Below are 2,245 nucleotides of genomic sequence, written 5' to 3' on the forward strand. Positions count from 1 at the left end.
AGCATTCGCACTTCTGATACCTCCAGCATCCTTTACAAGACACCTTCACAGGCTTACAGAACGCTCTCCTACCACGCGTGCGCTCCTTTAAATCCACTAGCATTGGCCACCACGATCATTGTGGGTGGCTTTGTCGATGCTGCGCATCGACAAGCTTGGTGCACTTAAAGGAACGCACGCGTCCGCAGCTTCGGTATATAGCTTAGCCCCGTTACATCTTCCGCGCAGGACGACTCGATCAGTGAGCTATTACGCAAAGCAAAAACCCCTCGCAGCACACGCTGTCGAGGGGTTTTGCACAATAAGAGCCTGGCGATGACCTACTTTCACACGGGTAATCCGCACTATCATCGGCGCGGAGCTGTTTCACGGTCCTGTTCGGGATGGGAAGGGGTGGTTCCAGCTCGCTATGGTCACCAGGCATGAGGGGTTGTGGCGCTGGGGTTCAAGCCAGCGTCACGAATCGGGATGTAGTTGGGGTTGTGCGTATCTGGCACAGACACGATCACACACACCAGGTGAAACACACTGGTTATAGGATCAAGCCTTACGGGCAATTAGTACTGGTTAGCTTAACGCATTACTGCGCTTCCACACCCAGCCTATCAACGTCCTGGTCTCGAACGACCCTTCAAGGAGGTCAAGCCTCCAGGGAATCCTCATCTTCAGGCGAGTTTCCCGCTTAGATGCTTTCAGCGGTTATCTCTTCCGTACATAGCTACCCTGCGATGCCTCTGGCGAGACAACAGGTACACCAGCGGTACGTCCACTCCGGTCCTCTCGTACTAGGAGCAGCCCCCGTCAAGATTCCAACGCCCACGGCAGATAGGGACCAAACTGTCTCACGACGTTTTAAACCCAGCTCACGTACCTCTTTAAATGGCGAACAGCCATACCCTTGGGACCGGCTACAGCCCCAGGATGAGATGAGCCGACATCGAGGTGCCAAACACCGCCGTCGATATGAACTCTTGGGCGGTATCAGCCTGTTATCCCCAGAGTACCTTTTATCCGTTGAGCGATGGCCCTTCCATTCAGAACCACCGGATCACTATGTCCTGCTTTCGCACCTGCTCGACTTGTCGGTCTCGCAGTTAAGCACGCTTTTGCCATTGCACTTTAGGTACGATGTCCGACCGTACCAAGCGTACCTTCGAACTCCTCCGTTACACTTTGGGAGGAGACCGCCCCAGTCAAACTGCCTACCATGCACTGTCCCCGACCCGGATTCACGGGCCAAGGTTAGAACCTCAAACAAACCAGGGTGGTATTTCAAGGACGGCTCCACGTGAACTGGCGTCCACGCTTCAAAGCCTCCCACCTATCCTACACAGATCGGTTCAAAGTCCAATGCAAAGCTACAGTAAAGGTTCATGGGGTCTTTCCGTCTAGCCGCGGGGAGATTGCATCATCACAAACACTTCAACTTCGCTGAGTCTCGGGAGGAGACAGTGTGGCCATCGTTACGCCATTCGTGCAGGTCGGAACTTACCCGACAAGGAATTTCGCTACCTTAGGACCGTTATAGTTACGGCCGCCGTTTACCGGGACTTCAATCAAGAGCTTGCACCCCATCATTTAATCTTCCGGCACCGGGCAGGCGTCACACCCTATACGTCCACTTTCGTGTTTGCAGAGTGCTGTGTTTTTATTAAACAGTCGCAGCCACCATTTTATTGCAACCCCTTCACCCTTCTGGCGCAGGCCAGTCAAGCTACCAGGGCGTACCTTATCCCGAAGTTACGGTACCAATTTGCCGAGTTCCTTCTCCCGAGTTCTCTCAAGCGCCTTAGAATACTCATCTCGCCCACCTGTGTCGGTTTGCGGTACGGTCTCGTATGACTGAAGCTTAGAGGCTTTTCTTGGAACCACTTCCAATTGCTTCGCAGCACTAGGCCGCTCGCCCCACATCCTTGAATCCCGCGCCCGGATTTGCCTGAGCGCCTTCTCCAATGCAGGGACCGGGACTTCCAACACCCGGACAACCTTCCGCGATCCGTCCCCCCATCGCATCATACGACGGTGCAGGAATATTAACCTGCTTCCCATCAGCTACGCATCTCTGCCTCGCCTTAGGGGCCGACTCACCCTACGCCGATGAACGTTGCGTAGGAAACCTTGGGCTTACGGCGAGGGGGCCTTTCACCCCCTTTATCGCTACTCATGTCAGCATTCGCACTTCTGATACCTCCAGCATCCTTTACAAGACACCTTCACAGGCTTACAGAACGCTCTCCTACCACGC

The 2,245-nt window shown here is 54.3% G+C and carries 2 rRNA genes (1 of these 2 only partly in view); both read right to left on the bottom strand.

The features are described from left to right. Positions 1-307: 307 nt before the first annotated feature. Positions 308-421 (bottom strand): 5S ribosomal RNA (gene rrf / locus ACAD63_RS13860). Between the two features lie 115 nt (positions 422-536). Next, positions 537-2,245 (bottom strand): 23S ribosomal RNA (locus ACAD63_RS13865) (it continues 2,150 nt past the right edge of the window).

The sequence above is a fragment of the Cupriavidus sp. a3 genome (genome assembly GCF_051015765.1).
In the GTDB taxonomy this organism is placed as follows: Bacteria; Pseudomonadota; Gammaproteobacteria; order Burkholderiales; family Burkholderiaceae; genus Cupriavidus; species Cupriavidus oxalaticus_A.